Origin of the sequence: Paraconexibacter sp. (assembly GCF_041602235.1) — a bacterium.
Lineage (GTDB): Bacteria > Actinomycetota > Thermoleophilia > Solirubrobacterales > Solirubrobacteraceae > Paraconexibacter.
The window spans coordinates 1-15,615 of record NZ_JBFIGP010000068.1; the positions used below are offsets into that span (position 1 = coordinate 1).

Annotated in this window: 14 protein-coding genes and 1 pseudogene; 3 read left to right on the plus strand and 12 right to left on the minus strand. The window is 72.0% G+C overall.

Annotated elements, in window-relative coordinates; genetic code table 11:
* Window positions 1-216 precede the first annotated feature (216 nt).
* Entirely contained in the window at window positions 217-900 is a 684-nt protein-coding gene (locus ABYE80_RS07790; protein ID WP_372789702.1) for an alpha/beta hydrolase, read from the plus strand.
* Window positions 901-991: 91 nt separating this feature from the next.
* A complete protein-coding gene (locus tag ABYE80_RS07795; protein WP_372789714.1) occupies window positions 992-2,386 on the plus strand; it encodes a cellulase family glycosylhydrolase in 1,395 nt (464 codons plus the stop codon).
* Window positions 2,387-2,408: 22 nt separating this feature from the next.
* On the opposite strand, the gene ABYE80_RS07800 is transcribed toward ABYE80_RS07795, so the two are convergent.
* The 11 genes from ABYE80_RS07800 to uvrC all read right to left on the minus strand — a co-directional run bounded on the left by ABYE80_RS07800 (window position 2,409) and on the right by uvrC (window position 12,530).
* A complete protein-coding gene (locus tag ABYE80_RS07800; protein ID WP_372789703.1) occupies window positions 2,409-2,624 on the minus strand; it encodes a hypothetical protein in 216 nt (71 codons plus the stop codon).
* Window positions 2,625-2,713: 89 nt separating this feature from the next.
* The gene (locus ABYE80_RS07805) at window positions 2,714-2,917 is read right to left on the minus strand and encodes a cold-shock protein (protein ID WP_372789704.1); all 204 of its coding nucleotides are present in this window, start codon (window positions 2,915-2,917) and stop codon (window positions 2,714-2,716) included.
* A gap of 116 nt (window positions 2,918-3,033) precedes the next feature.
* A complete protein-coding gene (locus ABYE80_RS07810) occupies window positions 3,034-3,780 on the minus strand; it encodes a class I SAM-dependent methyltransferase (protein ID WP_372789705.1) in 747 nt (248 codons plus the stop codon).
* Window positions 3,781-3,799: 19 nt separating this feature from the next.
* Window positions 3,800-5,302, minus strand: a complete 1,503-nt coding sequence (gpmI, locus tag ABYE80_RS07815; protein WP_372789706.1) for a 2,3-bisphosphoglycerate-independent phosphoglycerate mutase — start codon at window positions 5,300-5,302, stop codon at window positions 3,800-3,802.
* Window positions 5,303-5,311: 9 nt separating this feature from the next.
* Complete coding sequence (gene tpiA, locus ABYE80_RS07820) at window positions 5,312-6,085, minus strand: triose-phosphate isomerase (RefSeq protein ID WP_372789707.1); 774 nt, start codon at window positions 6,083-6,085, stop codon at window positions 5,312-5,314.
* On the minus strand, window positions 6,082-7,245 hold the full coding sequence (gene pgk, locus ABYE80_RS07825) for a phosphoglycerate kinase (RefSeq protein WP_372789708.1): 1,164 nt from the start codon (window positions 7,243-7,245) through the stop codon (window positions 6,082-6,084). Before pgk ends, tpiA begins: the two co-directional genes overlap by 4 nt.
* Window positions 7,246-7,259: 14 nt before the next feature.
* The gene (gap, locus tag ABYE80_RS07830; RefSeq protein ID WP_372789709.1) at window positions 7,260-8,258 is read right to left on the minus strand and encodes a type I glyceraldehyde-3-phosphate dehydrogenase; all 999 of its coding nucleotides are present in this window, start codon (window positions 8,256-8,258) and stop codon (window positions 7,260-7,262) included.
* A gap of 144 nt (window positions 8,259-8,402) precedes the next feature.
* Window positions 8,403-8,768, minus strand: a complete 366-nt coding sequence (locus ABYE80_RS07835; RefSeq protein ID WP_372789710.1) for a VOC family protein — start codon at window positions 8,766-8,768, stop codon at window positions 8,403-8,405.
* Between the two features lie 37 nt (window positions 8,769-8,805).
* On the minus strand, window positions 8,806-9,666 hold the full coding sequence (locus ABYE80_RS07840) for a hypothetical protein (protein WP_372789711.1): 861 nt from the start codon (window positions 9,664-9,666) through the stop codon (window positions 8,806-8,808).
* 12 nt (window positions 9,667-9,678) lie between these two features.
* Window positions 9,679-10,575, minus strand: a complete 897-nt coding sequence (gene rapZ / locus ABYE80_RS07845; RefSeq protein ID WP_372789712.1) for an RNase adapter RapZ — start codon at window positions 10,573-10,575, stop codon at window positions 9,679-9,681.
* Window positions 10,576-10,628: 53 nt separating this feature from the next.
* A complete protein-coding gene (gene uvrC / locus ABYE80_RS07850; protein ID WP_372789713.1) occupies window positions 10,629-12,530 on the minus strand; it encodes an excinuclease ABC subunit UvrC in 1,902 nt (633 codons plus the stop codon).
* Window positions 12,531-12,627: 97 nt separating this feature from the next.
* Here uvrC and ABYE80_RS07855 point away from each other — a divergent pair, with 97 nt between their 5' ends.
* Window positions 12,628-14,997: a molybdopterin-dependent oxidoreductase gene (locus tag ABYE80_RS07855; protein WP_372789715.1), complete on the plus strand. Its 2,370-nt coding sequence runs from the start codon at window positions 12,628-12,630 to the stop codon at window positions 14,995-14,997.
* 19 nt (window positions 14,998-15,016) lie between these two features.
* On the opposite strand, the pseudogene ABYE80_RS07860 reads toward ABYE80_RS07855, so the two are convergent.
* A pseudogene (locus ABYE80_RS07860) lies at window positions 15,017-15,615 on the minus strand (hypothetical protein); the annotation flags it as partial.

Here is a 15,615-nt window from a genome sequence, read left to right on the forward strand (position 1 = left end):
GACGGGTTCGGTGGGTGTGGACGACATGGCGCTTCCTTCCTTGCTTGCGAGTCGCTTGCGCGTGCAACAACCCTACCAACGCCCCGGCGCGCGACCTCCGGTTGCGCACCGCGCTCGACCCGATACCGTTGCTCGTACAACTACCTCCGTCGCACCGCGAGGAGTCGTTCCCATGCAGATCGAAGGTCTCCGGCCCATCACCACCACGACCGTCTCGTGACGGACGTCGCGCGCCACCCCGGGGCGCTCCCCCGCCGCATCCGCCCTGCCGCGTCCGGCGAGGACGCCCCCACCCTCGTGCTGCTCCACGGTCGTGGCGCCGACGAGCACGACCTGTTCGGCCTGTTCGACGTGCTGGACCCGGCACGGCGACTGCGTGGCGTCACGGTCGGCGCCCCGCTGAGCCTCCCCCCGGGCGGGCGCCACTGGTACGTCGTCCCGAGGGTCGGGTACCCCGATCCGGCCACCTTCCGCGACAGCCTGGCCGCACTCGCGTCCGTCCTCGACGACGAGGTGGCGATCGACTGGACGCGCACCGTCGTCGGCGGGTTCTCCCAGGGCGCCGTGATGTCCTACGCCCTCGGCCTGGGTCCCGGACGCCCGCGCCCCGCCGGGCTCCTCGCGATGAGCGGGTTCATCCCGACCGTCGAGGGCTGGCAGCCCGATCCCGGGGCCGGCCGAGGCCTCGCGGTGATGATCGCCCACGGTGACGCCGACCCGGTCATCCCGGTCGACTTCGCCCGTTCCGCACGCAGACATCTGGAGCGGTCGGGCGCGACCGTCACCTACCGTGAGTCGAGTGGCCATCACCACATCGATCCCCGCGTGATCCCCGAGGTCCAGCGCTGGCTGTCGGACCGCTTTCCGGACCGGGCATCGGCGGAACTTTTTCGCGGCTGAGACGTTGTATCCGGGAGAGGCGCCGCCGCACCAGGCTCGGCGCCCCCCTCGTCCCACCCACCTCATCCCCCTCTGAGGAGGCCGCTTGTCCGTGACCCGTCCCATCGCCCTGCTCTCGACCCTCGTGGCGCTCGCCTGCGCGGCGCCCGCGTCGGCCGCGACGTCCCAGATCACCTTCTTCGAAGCGCCCACGGCGCTCCAGGACGCCTCGACGCGCGGGCAGACGCTGGACGAGATCAAGGCGCTCGGCTCGGACGGGATCCGCGTGCTGGTCAACTGGAACAGGCTCGCGCCCGATCCGACCTCCAGCGAGCGCCCGGCGATCGTCGCCAGCGACCCGGCCGCCTACGGGGACCGCTGGGCGCCGTACGACGCGATCGTCGACGGTGCGCGGTCGCGCGGGCTGAAGGTCCTCCTGACGCTCACGGGCGGCGCTCCGCACTGGGCGACGGCCAGCGGCAAGGACGCGATCACCAAGCCGGACCGCGATGAGTTCCAGGCCTTCGTGACCGCTGTCGGCTCCCGGTACGCCGACCGCGTCGACACCTGGTCGATCTGGAACGAGCCCAACCAGCCCCAGTTCCTCGCCCCCCAGTTCGTCGGTGGCAAGCCCTACTCCCCCCGCCTGTACCGCCGGCTGTACCTGGCGGCGAAGCGCGGCCTCAAGGCCTCCGGCAACGCCGACGACACCGTCCTCGCCGCCGAGACCTCCCCACGGGGCAACCCGCGGATCGTCGCGCCGCTGGCGTTCCTGCGCGGGTTCCTCTGCCTGGACTCGAAGTACCGCAAGGCCTCGACCTGCGGCAAGATCGACGCGGACGGCTGGGCGCACCACCCCTACACCACCAGTCGCGGCCCGTACTTCCGCAGCAGCAAGAAGGACGACGTCACCATCGGGACCCTCTCGCGCCTGACACGGGCGCTGGACCGTGCCGCCCGCGCGGGCGCCATCCGGAAGTCCATGCCGCTCTACCTGACCGAGTTCGGCATCCAGTCCTACCCCGACCGGATCAGCGGCGTCCCGCTGTCCACCCAGGCGGACTACCGCGCCATCAGCGAACTGATCGCCTACAAGAACCGGCGCGTGAAGGCCTTCTCCCAGTACCTCATGAACGACTCCGACCCGGAGCCCAAGGGCGGCTCGAAGTACAGCGGGTTCGAGTCCGGACTCCGCACCTTCGCGGGCAAGAAGAAGCCCGCCTACGAGGGATTCCGGCTACCGCTGACCATCGATCGCTACGCCCGCGGCAAGGTCCGGATCTGGGGTCTGGTGCGTCCCGCCGATGCCCGCACCAAGGTCACGATCCTGTACGCGAACCGCGGATCGTCGAAGTGGCGGACCCTGACCCGGCTCTCCACGGACAGCCGCGGCTACTTCTCCAACCGGCGTCGCGCCATCTCGACGCGCCGGTACCGCGTCGAGTGGACGGACGGCAGCGGCACGACGTACCGCGGCCCCGTCACCAAGACCCGCCGCCTGCCGTAGCAGGCCCTGGCGCCGAGTCGGGTCAGTCGGACCCGGCGTCGGCGTCGGCGTCGGTCGGCATGTCGGCCGACCCGAGCACGTCGACGGACTCCGGGTCCTCGGTCAGCGTGGCGACCGGTTGCGCTGCCTCACGCTTACGGGCTTCCTTGCGCGCCTGCTTGTCCATGCGCTTCTCGCGCATCCGCTGCTCGCGCTGCAGCTTTGCCATCGTGGTCTTCTTCTTGCCGTTGGAGGCCATCGTGCGTCCTTGTCGTCAGAGGGTCCGGAAACGACAACGGAGGGCCCGGGAACCCCGGACCCTCCGCTGCGAAAGGCGTGCTGTGGTGACTAGAGCGCCTGGACGTTCGCGGCCGCGGGGCCCTTGGGGCCCTCCTCGGCGTCGTAGCTCACCTTGGCGCCCTCGGCCAGCGACTTGAAGCCGCTGCCCTGGATCGCCTTGTGGTGCACGAACAGGTCCTTACCCGCCTCGTCCGGCGTGATGAAGCCGAAGCCCTTCTCGTCGCTGAACCACTTCACGGTTCCTGTAGCCATGTTGTTCCCCTCCGGGGTATGTGCACTGCGAGACGCGGAGGGTGCTGAGAGGCAACAACTGCGGTGACGCGGGGCACTGCTTGTCGGCCGAACGGCGCTCGGCCCGTCCGAGGAGGCTAGCGCACTTCCGCCGCGGGGCTCCTCGCCACCATCAGCAGGGTGTGTCCGAAGGCCGCCCCGACCGCCCGCGAACCGACCCGGCGGTCCAGCGGATGCAGCGCCCGCTGCATCCTCGGAGCCATGCGCCGCCAGGAGTAGGTCAGGGCGTGGAGCGTCGGCTCGAGGCCGGCCCGGCGGGCCTGGTTCACCAGCGCCCGCGGCGACAGCGGGACGTCGTCCGGCGTGCCGTGGACCGCGGACCCCAGGCCCAGGCGGTTGGCGACGGCGAGCGCGGCGCCGACCGGATGCCACAGGCCCGGCTCGACCGCCACCACCACGCCGCCGGGACGCAACACCCGCGCCGCCTCGGCGAAGACCGCGTCGAGCGGCTGCTGGAAGACGATGTGGTGCAGCACCAGGCGGTAGAGGACCACGTCGAAGGAGCCCTCCGGGAGGTCGTGCAGCTCGCCGGCCCGCCCCGGCGCGGCGACGTCCGCCCTCGGCGGGCGCGCCTGCTCCACGACCCAGTGCGCCCGCGCGGCATCGACGTCGTTGGCGGTCATGCGCCAGGCGGGCGCCGGGAACAGGTGACGTCCGGGGTGCCATCCGCACCCGACCGACAGGACCTCCCCGCCCGCCGCGAGATCGACGTGGCGGGACACGAGCTCACGCTCCCGCTGCTCCATCCAGTCGTAGTGGACCTGCAGCGTCGCCGGCCGCGACCGGCGGTCGAGCAGGTTGTCGGGCTCGTACTCCTCGGACACCGGTGCGGCCCGGCCTTCGTCAGTCCTGCAGGAGCGACGTGCCGGTCATCTCCGGCGGCTGCTCCAGGCCGAGCAGGTCGAGCACCGTCGGCGCGACATCGGCCAGGATGCCTCCGTCGCGCAGCGGCACGGCCTGTGCACCGTCGGGTCCCGGCCAGACGACCACGAGCGGTACCGGGTTGACCGAGTGCGCGGTGTTGGGCGACCCGTCGGGCTCGAGCATGTGGTCGGCGTTGCCGTGGTCGGCGGTGATGACCAGGGCGCCGCCGGTCGCGGTCACCGCGCGCACGACGTCGCCCAGACAGGCGTCGACCGTCTCGACCGCTGCGACCGCGGCCGGGATCACGCCCGTGTGACCGACCATGTCCGCGTTGGCGAAGTTGATGACGCCGAACACCGGGTCGTCCCGCTCCCAGGCCGCCACGAACTTGCCGGCGGCCTCGCGGGCGCTCATCTCGGGCTTCAGGTCGTAGGTGGCGACGTCCCTCGGCGACGGCGCCATCTCGCGGTGCTCGTGCGGGAACGGCGACTCCTCGCCGCCGTTGAAGAAGTAGGTGACGTGCGGGTACTTCTCGGTCTCGGCGACGTGCAGCTGCGCGCGTCCCGTCGCCGCGATGGTCGAGGCCAGGGTGACCGTCGGCCGATCCGGCAGGAACGCGACCGGCCAGTCCCACGTCTCGTCGTACTGGGTCAGGCAGGTGTAGCGCGCCACGCCGGGTGCGATCGCCGCGGTGAGCTGCCGCATGCGGTCGGGACGGAAGTTGAACGCCAGCACGCTGTCCCCGGGTCGGATCATCCCTTCCGGGCCCACGGTCGTCGCGGTGACGAACTCGTCGGTCTCCCCGCGCTCGTACGCGGCCTCCAGGGCGGCACGAGCGGTCTCGGCGTGGTGCGACCCACGGCCGGCGACCAGCAGGTCCACCGCCGCGCGCGTGCGCTCCTCGCGGTTGTCGCGGTCCATGGCGAAGTACCGCCCGATCACCGTTGCGACGCGGGCGTTGCCCGCCTGCATGCACCACTCCTCGACGTCGCTGACGTAGCCGACGCCGGCCGTCGGGAGCGTGTCGCGACCGTCGGTGAACGCGTGGACCACGACCTCGGGGACACCGAGGTGCGCGCCCAGGTCGATGAGCGCCTGCAGGTGCTTGTCCGAGGAGTGCACGCCACCGTCGCTCACGAGGCCGATCAGGTGGACGCGGGAGTACCCCTCGAACGCGGCGCGGAGCGTCTCGTTCTGCACCATCGACCCGTCGGCGACCGCGTCGTCGATCCGGGTCAGGTCCTGGCGGACGATGGCGCCCGCCCCGAGGTTGAGATGCCCGACCTCGCTGTTGCCCATCTGTCCCTCGGGCAGCCCGACGGCGCGGCCGCAGGCCGTCAACTGCGTGTGCGGGAAGCGTGCCCAGATGTCGTCGAAGACCGGCGTCGAGGCCAGGGACACGGCGTTGCCGGGCCCGTCCGGCGCCAGGCCCCAGCCGTCGAGGACGACGAGGCAGACGGACGGGACGGGCTCATGGGCCATGGCGCTCGCTCAGCCCTTCGGCCCTTGCGCGACGGCCGCCTCGATGATCGGGACGAACTTCGCCGGATCCAGGGACGCGCCGCCGATCAGGCCACCGTCGCAGTCCGGGAGCGCGAGCAGCTCCGCCGCGTTGTCGGCGTTCATCGACCCGCCGTAGAGCACCCGGGTGCGCTGCGCCTGCTCCTTGCTGCGGTCGGCGACCAGGGCGCGGACGAACGAGAGCGCCTCCTGCGCCTGCTCGGGCGTCGCGGTGAGCCCCGTGCCGATGGCCCACACCGGCTCGTAGGCGATGGTGACCTCGCCGAGCCGCTCGGTGTCGAGCTTCTCGAGGCCCTCCTGGACCTGGTGGCGCAGACGGCGCTCGGTGTCGCCGTTCTCACGCTCCTCCTCGGTCTCGCCGACGCAGAGGATCACCTTCAGACCGGCGTCGAGCGCCGCGGGGACCTTCAGCGCGAGCGCCCGGTCGGTCTCCCCGAAGTACTGCCGGCGCTCGGAGTGCCCGAGCACCGCGCCGTGCACGTCGAGCTCGGTCAGCATCGCCGCCGACACCTCGCCGGTGAAGGCTCCCTGGGGGGCCTCGTGCATGTTCTGGGCGTACACCTCGACGCGCGACCCGCGTGTCGAGTCGACCATCGCCTGCAGGTCGAGGTAGGGAACCGCGAGGGCCACGTCGGCGCCCTCGGTCGTCGAGACGCGCGGCAGCAGGGCCTGGATGAACTGCTCGGCCTCGTCGACCGTCTTGTGCATCTTCCAGTTGCCGGCGATGAACGGGGTGCGGCTCATGACAGGATCTCCACTCCGGGGAGCGTCTTACCCTCGATCAACTCGAGTGACGCCCCTCCGCCGGTTGACAGATGGGTGACGCGGGACTCCAGGCCGAACTGGGCCAGCGCGGCCGCGCTGTCACCGCCACCGACCACGGTGGTCCCCTCGCAGGCGGCGACGGCTTGCGCGACCGCCTTGGTGCCGGCCGCGAACGGCTCGAGCTCGAAGGCGCCCATGGGGCCGTTCCAGAACACGGTGCCCGCGGACACGATCTCGGCGGCGTACCCCTCGGCGGTCCGCGGTCCGATGTCGAGGCCCATGAGCCCCTCCGGGACGTCGATCCCGTCGAGGGCCGTGACCGGGGTATCGGCCGAGAACGCCTCGCCGAGGACGAGGTCCCGCGGCAGCAGGAGCCGGCAGCCCTTGGCGGCGGCGTCCTCGAGCGCCCGCGCGGCGACCGGGACGCCGTCCTCCTCGCACAGCGAGGCGCCGACGCCGTGCCCCTGCGCCTTGAAGAACGGGAAGCACATCGCGCCGCCGATGAGGATGGCGTCGGCCCGGTCGAGGAACGCGTCGATGACCCCGATCTTGTCGGTGACCTTCGCCCCGCCGACGATCGCCACCAGCGGCTTCGCCGGGGTCTCGAGGATGCCGGTCAGCGTCTGCACCTCGCGCTGCAAAAGCAACCCGGCCGCCGACGGCAGGAGCTGCGCGACCGCGTGGTTGGAGGCGTGTGCCCGGTGGGCGGCGCCGAACGCGTCGTCCACGTAGACGTCGGCGAGCGCGGCGTAGCGCGCGGCCAGCTCCGGGTCGTCCTTGGTCTCCCCTGGCTCGTAGCGGACGTTCTCGAGCATCACGACCTCGCCGTCCGGGAGCTGCGCCGGGTCCAGCGACGGGGCCAGCGCCACGTCGGTCCCCAGCAGCTCGGACAGGCGCGCCGCGACCGGCGCCAGCGACAGCGCGGGGTCGCGCTGCCCCTTGGGCCGGCCGAGGTGCGCCATGAGGATCAGCCGGGCGGCGCCGCGCTCCCGCAGCGCTTCGAGCGTGGGCAGCGCGCCGCGGATGCGGGCGTCGTCGGTGATCGTCCGGTCGGGCGCGTCGCCGGCCAGGGGGACGTTGAAGTCCACCCGGACGAGGACCCGCTTCCCGTCCACGTCGAGATCGTCGAGCGTCCGCATGCCGTCAGGGTCCCCTAGAGGACCTTCTGCAGCAGGTCGACGCAGCGGTTCGAGTAGCCCCACTCGTTGTCGTACCAGGAGACGACCTTCACGAGCGTGCCGTCGAGCACCGCGGTCAGCTGCGCGTCGAAGATCGAGCTGTGCGGGTTGGTGACGATGTCGCCCGAGACGATCGGATCCTCGGTGTACTGGAGGATGCCCTTCATCGGTCCCTCCGCCGTGGCCTTCACCGCCGCGTTGAGCTCCTCGACCGAGGTCTCGCGCTTGGCGACCAGCGTCAGGTCGACGACCGAACCGGTCGGGACGGGCGCGCGGACCGCGAAGCCGTTGAGCTTGCCGTTCAGCTCCGGGAGCACGAGGCCCACGGCCTTGGCGGCTCCGGTCGACGTCGGGATCAGGTTCGTCGCCGCCGAACGTGCGCGACGCAGGTCGCTGTGCGGCGCGTCGAGCAGTCGCTGATCGCCGGTGTAGGCGTGGATCGTGGTCATGAGGCCGTGGACGATGCCGACCGAGTCGTTGACCGCCTTGGCGAACGGCGCGAGGCAGTTCGTCGTGCACGAGGCGTTGGAGATGATGTGGTGGTTGGCCTTGTCGTACTGGTCGTCGTTGACGCCGAGCACGAGCGTGACGTCCTCGCCCTTGGCGGGCGCGGAGATGATGACCTTCTGGACCGAGCCGCCGAGGTGCTTGGCGGCGTCGTCGCGCGCGGTGAAGAAGCCCGTGGACTCCAGGACGACGTCGACGTCCAGCGACGCCCAGTCGATGTTCGCAGGGTCGCGCTCCTCGAAGACGCGGATCTCGTCGCCGTCGATGACGAGGCCGGCGTCGGAGACCTCGACGGTGCCCGGGTACGGGCCGAGGATCGAGTCGTACTTGACCAGGTGCGCGAGGGTCGCGTTGTCGGTCAGGTCGTTGAACGCGACGAACTCGATATCGGCGTTCGCGGCCTTGGCGGCGCGGAAGACGTTGCGGCCGATACGGCCGAAGCCGTTGATGCCGACACGTACGGACATAGGGATCGGACCTTCCTGGAGACAGGGCGGACGGGCAGACGCCGGGCGCTGAGGACTACTCCCCGGCGGGGCGCGAAGCCTACCTGTGATGCGTGTTCGGCGGCCTGCTCACGGGTCTCGGCAGGCCCGTTCCGCGGGTCGGCCTCACTCCTGGCCGCTGACGAGCTCGACCCGCAGGCCGTCCGGGTCCCGGAGGTACGCGGCGTAGTAGCGCGGCCCGTAGTTGGGGCGCGGACCCGGCGCCCCGTCGTCGGCCCCTCCGGCGGCGATTCCCGCCGTGTAGGCGGCGTCCACGGCCGCGCGTCCGACGGCTTCCAGGGCGACGTGCCCGTACCCCGGCGCCGCGGGACGACCGCGCTGGACGATCCAGAACCGGGCGTCCATCCGGCCGTAGGCGACGGCCCCGGCGGCCTCGAACTGCCGGCGGCAGCCGAGCGGGAAGAAGATCGCGTCGTAGAAGCGGGCCGAACGCGCGAGGTCCGTGACCTCGAACCCGATGTGGGCGAACACGCCGTGGATCGTGAAGAACGGGCCGGACGGTGCGCCGTCAGGGGCGCCAGGGCGTCCAGGCGGGCGAGCGCAGGGGGCGGCCCCGCGCCCGGACCGCCCCGCCGTGCGTCGTGGCGAAGCCGGCGACGTCCTCGAAGATGCGGCGGACGAGGTCCGTCCCGCGTGCCTCGGGGCCCAGGGCCAGCCGGGCGGCCGCATCCAGCAGGGACGGCTGGTCGAGGGCCGGTGCCGTACGGTCGCGTGCGGGCATCGCGGCCAGCGCCACCGGCCCGCCGTCAGGGCAGAACGTGCCGAACCGCGACACGTAGGCGAGGGCGCTCCGGACCTCCGTGCCGTCGTCGGCCACGAAGCGGATCCCGTCGAGCCGACCCAGCCGGTACGTCAGCTCCGTCCAGGCGAGCTGGGTGAGCTGGGCGTCCGTCACCCACAGGATCGCCGCCCTGACCGCCGTTCCCGGGCTCTCGAACAGGTTGGCGGGCATCGAGCCGTACGCGGTGGGATGGGCCGCGACGCCGATGTCGAAGTCGTGCAGCTCGCCCGCCAGGACGAGCAGCTCGCGGTCGGTGTCGGCGAGGTGCGCGAGCTTGCGGGCCAGCGTCTGCGGGGAGCCGTTGGAGCCGATCGCCAGCAGGGGATGGCGCGCCGCCGCGTCCACCGGCGGCGTCGGCGGCAGCACCTCCGCGCCACGGAGCACGAAGGAGCTCTCCGGCCGCTCCCACGGGTAGCCGATGCCGCGCTCGTAGAGCTCCCGGGTGAACCGTCGCCGGCTGACCGAGGGCAGGATCTCCTGGAGGAAGAAGCGGGTGAACCGCTCGTCGTCCATCGCCAGCCGCTCCCGCAGCAGCGGCTCGGTGATCGTCGGCCAGCGCGGTGTCCTCTCGGCGCTGGGCGGCGACACCGCGTCCGGCTCCTACCGGGCCAGGCGGCCGATGTCGCGGTGCACGACCTCGACGAACAGGTCGTCGCGGTCGCCGTAGCGGCGGCCGAGGTGCTCGGTGATCGCCACCGAGCGATGTCGCCCGCCGGTGCACCCGATGGCGACGACCAGGTGCGTCTTGCCCTCCGCCTGGTACTGCGGGAGCAGGAAGTCCAGGAGCGGGATGAGGTGCTCGTAGAACGCGTCGAGGGTGCCCTCCCGCGAGACGTACTCGACGATCCGCTCGTCCTGCCCGGTCAGGGGGCGCAGCTCGCCGATGTAGTGCGGGTTGGGCAGGAACCGCACGTCGAAGGCGATGTCCGCGTCGCGCGGCGGCCCGTGCTTGAAGCCGAAGCTCTCGAAGGTGAGCGCGAGGCGGGTGGCCTTCGTCCGGGGCAGGAACTCGTCCGCGATCCGCTTGCGGAGCGTCGCGCCGTTGATCCCGGTGGAGTCCACGACGGCGTCGGCACGCTCCTTGACGCCTCCCAGCAGCTCCCGCTCACGGGCGATGCCCGTGGCGACCGAGCCGCGCGGCGCGAGCGGGTGCCGCCGGCGCGTCTCCTTGTAGCGCGTGATCAGCGCCTCCTCGGACGCCTCCAGGAAGACGACCTGATGGGCGATGCCGCGCTGGTCGAGGTCGTCGAGCACCTCGCTGAGGCTCTCGAAGTACGACCCGCCGCGCACGTCGCTCACGACGGCGGCGCGTTCGACCTTCGAGCCCTCGTGCAGGAACAGCTCGACGAGACCGCGGATCATCTCCGGTGGGAGGTTGTCGACGCAGAAGTAGCCGGCGTCCTCGAAGACGTTCATCGCCGTGGACTTCCCGGCGCCGGAGAACCCGGTGATGATCACGAGGTCCTCGAGGCGCGGCGACGGCTGCTGCTCGGTCACCCGCGCATCGTCGCACGTCCGCGCGACGGGTCCTCCCCCGCGCGGCGCGGCGCTCACCCGGTCGTGCGGTTCAGGAAGGTCCACAGCTCGCGGGCGGTCTTCCCCGGCAGGCCGGGCACCGCCTCGAGCTGCTCGCGGGTGGCGGCAAGGACCCCCTCGGGCGACCCGAAGTGGTTCAGGAGCGTGCGCTTGCGGGCTGCGCCGATCCCCGGCAGTTCGTCGAGGACCGAGGTCGTCATCGCGGCGTCGCGCCGCTGCCGGTGATGGGTGATCGCGAAGCGGTGCGCCTCGTCGCGCACGCGCTGCAGGAGCTGCAGCTCCGGGGTGTCGTGCGCCAGGACGACGGGCGCGGGCCGTCCGGGCAGGAACACCTCCTCGATGCGCTTGGCCAGCGAGACCACGGCGACCCCGCGCTCGTGGAAGCCCCGGAGAGCCTCCATCCCCGCGGAGAGCTGCCCCTTGCCGCCGTCGATCACGATGACGTTCGGCAGGGTCGCGAAGCTCTCGTTGCGGGCCGGGTCGTGCGGGCTCAGGTCCTGCTGCGCCTCCCACTGCTTGTACCGCCGCGTGAGCACCTCGTTCATCGACGCGAAGTCGTCGGGGCGACCGATGCCCTGCGCGCCGCGGATCGTGAACCGGCGGTAGTCGGACTTCTTCGGCGCGCCCCCCTCGAACACGACCATCGACGCCACCGTGTGGGTGCCCATGAGGTTCGAGATGTCGAAGCACTCGATCCGCAGCGGGAGGGTGTCCAGGCCCAGCGCGTCCTGGAGGCCGTCGAGCGCGACCACGCGCTGCTGGCGGCGCCGCTCGCTCTTGAGCTTCTCCTGGTCGAGCGCCAGCGCCGCGTTGCGCTCGGCCAGGTCGAGGATGCGTCGCTTGTCGCCCCGTTCGGCGGCGCGCACCTCGACGGCGGCCCCGCGCCGCTCGGCCAGCGCCGCAGCCATCGCCTCGAGGTCCTCGACCTCCCCCTGCACCATGATCTGCGGCGGGATCGCGACGCCGTCGCCGTAGTACTGCAGGAGGAACTCGGTCGCGACCTCCCCGACCCCGTGCTCGGAGAGGTTCTCCAGGTAGAAGCTCTGACGGTCGCTGAGCACGCCGTCGCGGACCTGGAAGACCTGCGCGTTGGCGTCGACCCCTTCCACCGCGACCGCGACCGCGTCGAGGGTCCCGACCGCGTCGTTGGAGACCCGCTGGCGCTCGAGCAGCGACTGGACCGCGCGCAGGCGGTTGCGTTCCAGCGCGGCCTGCTCGAACTCCTGCGCGGCGGCCGCGGCCCTCATCTTGGCCTCGAGGTCGCGTTCGATCTCCTTGAAGCGGCCGGAGAGGAACGCGATCACGCCGTCGATCGACTCGCGGTACTCCTCCTTGGAGACGTACCCGACGCACGGGGCCCCGCAGCGCTTGATGTAGTAGTCGAGACAGGGCGAGCCGGACCGGCGACCCGGTTGCGCCCCCGTGCACGACCGCATGAGGAAGATCTTCGTCAGCAGGTCGAGGGTCCCGCGGACGCGCTTGGCGCTGGAGTACGGACCGAAGTACAGGCGGTTGCGCCGGTGCTTCTCCCGCGTGAAGTACACCCGCGGGAAGTCCTCGTCCATGCTGATCCCGATGTACGGGTAGCTCTTGTCGTCCCGCAGGCGGATGTTGAACCGCGGGCGGTACTGCTTGATGAAGTTCTGCTCGGCCAGCAGCGCCTCGGTCTCGCTGGACACCAGGACGAACTCGACGCTCTCGATCGAGTCGAGCATCTCGCGGACACCACGGGAGTGGGATCCCCGTCCGTCGCGGGAGAAGTGCCCGGCCACGCGCTTCTTGATCGACTTCGCCTTGCCGACGTAGACGACCTTGCCCTTCGTGTCGCGGAACAGGTAGACCCCAGGACCGTCGGGCAGCTTCCGGCGCTGCTCGGCCAGCCGGTCCTTCCGGGCTGCTGAGGGGGTGCTCGACATGCTCCACCGAGGATACGAGGGCACGCTCGGCGGGGACCTTCGGTCCGATCGCCGGGAGCGGGTCGAACTCGATGTCCCGGTGTGGGATGGTGGGTGGATGGACAGCACGACGACCGCCTACCGGACATGCCCCCTCTGCGAGGCCACCTGCGGGCTGGAGCTGACGGTGACCGACGGCGCGGTCACCCGTGTCCGCGGCGACGAGCAGGACGTCTTCAGCAAGGGCTTCCTGTGCCCGAAGGGCGTCTCGTTGCGGGAGTTGCACGACGACCCCGACCGGCTTCGCGTGCCGTTGGTCAAGCAGCTCGACGGGTCCTTCGCCGAGGTCTCGTGGGACGAGGCCTTCGCGGAGATCGATCGCCGCCTCGCGCCCATCGTGGCGTCGGGCGGCCGCGACGCGGTGGCCGCGTACCTCGGGAACCCGGGGGCCCACAACCTCGGGGCGATGGTCTACAGCCGCGTGCTGCTCAAGGCGATGGGCACGAAGAACGTGTACTCGGCGAGCACGGTCGACCAGTACCCCAAGCAGCTCGCCGCCGCCCACATGTTCGGGACCGCGGTGAGCGTCCCGGTCCCCGATCTGGACCGCACCGACTTCCTGCTCGTCCTGGGCGCCAACCCGCTGGCCTCCAACGGGTCGCTCATGACCGCGCCGGACGTGCGTGGCCGGTTGCGCGCGATGCGCGCGCGCGGCGGCAAGCTCGTCGTGGTCGACCCCCGCCGGACCCGCACCGCCCGCGAGGCGGACGAGCACCTGTTCCTGCGGCCGGGCACCGACGCCTTCCTGCTGGCCGCCATGGCCCACGTCCTGTTCGCCGAGGATCTCGTCGACCTCGGGGCCGCCGAGCCGTTCGTCAGCGGCCTCGACGAGCTCCGCGAGGCGGTCGCCGCCGTGACGCCGGACCGTGCGGCCCGCGCCACCGGCGTCCCCGCCGACACGATCTCCCGGCTCGCCCGGGAACTGGCCGCCGCCCCGACCGCGGCGGTCTACGGCCGCATCGGCACCACGACCCAGGCCTTCGGCACCACCGCGAGCTGGCTGGTGGACGTCCTCAACGTGCTGACCGGCAACCTCGACCGTCCGGGCGGGGCGCTCTTCACGACCCCGGCCACGGGCTCGCCCAACACGAGCGGTGCGGACCCGGAGCAGCCTGGACTCGGCCGCGGTGCTCGCCCCTCGCGCTACGCGAGCCGGGTGCGTGGCCTCGGCGAGATCCTCGGCGAACTGCCGGTGGCCTGCCTGGCGGAGGAGATCGAGACGCCGGGAGAGGGACAGGTCCGCGCGCTGTTCACGGTCGCGGGGAACCCGATCCTCAGCACGCCCAACAGCGATCGCCTGGACCGTGCGCTCGACCGGCTGGACCTGATGGTCAGCGTCGACATCTACCTCAACGAGACCACCCGGCACGCCGACGTCATCCTGCCCGCGCCCTCGCCGTTCGAGAAGTCCCACTACGACCTCGCGCTGTACGGGTTCGCCGTGCGCGATGTCGCGAACTACTCGCCTGCGGTCGTGCCCGCGCCGGCCGGCATGCCGGCCGAGTGGGAGACCCTCCTGCGCCTGGTCGGGATCGTCACCGGCCAGGGCCCCAGCGCGGACATCGCGGCGATCGACGGGTTCGTCGCGGTGGAAGCGGCGCGACGCGAGACGGTCACGGCCGGGTCACCGGCGTTCGGGCTGGATCCGGCGGCGGTGCTCGGGGCACTCTCCCCGTACGTCGGACCGGAGCGGATGCTCGACCTGATGCTGCGCTGCGGGCCGTACGGGCTGGGGTTCCCGGAGCTGGGCGCCCCCGGCCCGGGCCTCGGGGAGATCGCCGCTCGGACGGCGGCGGACGCCGCCCCCGACGGCCTGTCGCTCGCGGTGCTGGAGGCGGCCCCCCACGGCATCGATCTCGGCCCGCTGAAGCCGCGCCTGCCCGACGTGCTCCGGATGCCCGACGCGCGCATCGCGCTGGCGCCCGAGGCGCTGCTCGCCGACGTGCCGCGGCTCGTCGAGGAGCTGGACGCCGCGGCGGAACGGGCCGAGCACGACCAGATCCTGCTCGTCGGCCGGCGTGATCTGCGCTCGAACAACTCCTGGATGCACAACCTGCCGCTGCTCGTGCGCGGCCGGGAGCGCTGCACGCTCCACGTCCATCCCGACGATGCCGAGCGCCTCTCGCTCGAGGACGGTGCTCTCGCGGTGGTCCGAGCGCGCTCGGGCAAGCTGGAGATCCCCGTCGAGGTGACCGAGGACGTGATGCGCGGCGTGGTCTCGATCCCGCACGGCTGGGGTCACGGACAGGACGGGACGCAGATGGACGTGGCGCGGACGCATGCGGGCGTGAACTCCAACGTGCTGACCGACGAGCTCGTCGTCGAGCCGCTCTCGGGCACTGCGGTGCTGAACGGGATCCCGGTGACGGTGGCGCCCGTGAAGGCGGCACGGGCGTCCGACGGCACGCTCTCCGCGACCGCCGCGTAGACCCGGCTGCGGCGACCGCTCAGCCCGCCGGTCCGGGGATCCGGAACACCCCGTCGAGCTCGTACTCGGCGTCCTGGGCGTGCCTGCACCAGTCCAGGAAGGCGGGGCGATCCGCGCCCAGCGGGTCCGGGAACGCCTCCCGCAGGTCCGCCCGCAGCTGGTGCGTCCCGAACCACAGATGGCTGATCGCCGGCTCCCGGCCGTCGACGGGCGAAGCGAGCCACTCGCGGAAGGAGCCCGCCCCACTCCGCAGCGAGTTCCCGAAACGGCAGGCGTCCCAGCTCAGCGAGGCCAGGATCGCCCCGGCCTGCGGCGGGATGGCCACGGCGTCGGCGAACGTCGCGAAGGGTGCGGGCCCAAAGCCTCCGCGGTCCTCGCCGCCGGCGCCGTCGAGACCGAGCTCGCCGACGTACTGGTGCGCGAGCCGGCGCGCCCGCTCGAGCGCATCACCGGCCGCCGGGGTCCGAAAGCGGCTCAGCCGGTCGGGGCGCTGCGGCTCGATCCCGCTGAAGTGGAAGAGGTGCCACGCACCCGTGGCCCGCTCCTCGAGGTTCCAGTAGGCGACGTTGAACCGCGGGTCGCGGAACACGTGGACGTCCGGGAACAGGGTCGGCGCGA

What these genes read in the sequence shown, in the direction of transcription:
- gap (WP_372789709.1), bottom strand. Translation starts at nt 8,258, where the DNA reads ATGTCCGTACGTGTCGGCATCAACGGCTTCGGCCGTATCGGCCGCAAC.
- pgk (WP_372789708.1), bottom strand. Translation starts at nt 7,245, where the DNA reads ATGCGGACGCTCGACGATCTCGACGTGGACGGGAAGCGGGTCCTCGTC.
- ABYE80_RS07855 (WP_372789715.1), top strand. Translation starts at nt 12,628, where the DNA reads ATGGACAGCACGACGACCGCCTACCGGACATGCCCCCTCTGCGAGGCC.
- ABYE80_RS07800 (WP_372789703.1), bottom strand. Translation starts at nt 2,624, where the DNA reads ATGGCCTCCAACGGCAAGAAGAAGACCACGATGGCAAAGCTGCAGCGC.
- uvrC (WP_372789713.1), bottom strand. Translation starts at nt 12,530, where the DNA reads ATGTCGAGCACCCCCTCAGCAGCCCGGAAGGACCGGCTGGCCGAGCAG.
- ABYE80_RS07805 (WP_372789704.1), bottom strand. Translation starts at nt 2,917, where the DNA reads ATGGCTACAGGAACCGTGAAGTGGTTCAGCGACGAGAAGGGCTTCGGC.
- gpmI (WP_372789706.1), bottom strand. Translation starts at nt 5,302, where the DNA reads ATGGCCCATGAGCCCGTCCCGTCCGTCTGCCTCGTCGTCCTCGACGGC.
- tpiA (WP_372789707.1), bottom strand. Translation starts at nt 6,085, where the DNA reads ATGAGCCGCACCCCGTTCATCGCCGGCAACTGGAAGATGCACAAGACG.